The sequence below is a fragment of the Vibrio sp. 1727 genome, from assembly GCF_033344415.1.
Classification (GTDB): Bacteria; Pseudomonadota; Gammaproteobacteria; order Enterobacterales; family Vibrionaceae; genus Vibrio; species Vibrio alginolyticus.
Map to the genome: position 1 here is coordinate 1 of NZ_JAWPOT010000284.1, position 691 is coordinate 691.

General features: G+C 48.8%; 1 protein-coding gene. It reads left to right on the forward strand.

Going from position 1 to position 691, the window contains the following annotated elements; translation table 11 throughout:
* Positions 1-3: 3 nt before the first annotated feature.
* Positions 4-691 (forward strand): lytic polysaccharide monooxygenase (locus R8O10_RS25260; RefSeq protein WP_318191963.1); only part of this gene is annotated, 688 nt, incomplete at its 3' end.

The window sequence follows — 691 nt, forward strand, 5'->3', positions numbered from 1 at the left end:
GTAATGAAATCATTCCCTAATAAATCGCTCGTTGCCCTTGCTATCGCAAGCATGAGCTCTGGTGTCTTAGCACACGGTTACGTATCGGAATCCAACGATGGCGTCGCAGCAAGTCGTGCAGCGCTGTGTAAGTACCCAACATCGGATACCAATGAAAGAAACACTAACTGTGGCGCAATTCAATATGAACCACAAAGCGTCGAAGGCCCTGATGGCTTCCCAGAGACAGGCCCTCGCGACGGTAAAATTGCCAGCGCAGAAACGGCTCTAGCAGCTGCACTAGACGAACAAACCGCCGACCGCTGGGTAAAACGTCCGATAAAATCTGGTACACAAACGTTTGAATGGACTTTTACAGCAAACCACGTGACTCGTGATTGGAAATACTACATCACAAAACCGAATTGGAACCCGAACGCTTCATTGTCACGCGACTCGTTCGATCTCAACCCTTTCTGTGTGGTTGACGGCAATATGGTTCAACCACCAAAACAGATGAGCCACCAATGTAACGTGCCTGAACGCGAAGGGTACCATGTCATCCTTGCGATATGGGATGTGGGGGATACCGCTGCATCATTCTACAACGTTATCGATGTCAAATTTGATGGTGACGGCCCTGTGATTCCTGAGTGGACTCAAGGTGGCCAAATCATCCCTACTATGAATCTAAAGGTTGGCGATTCGGTTT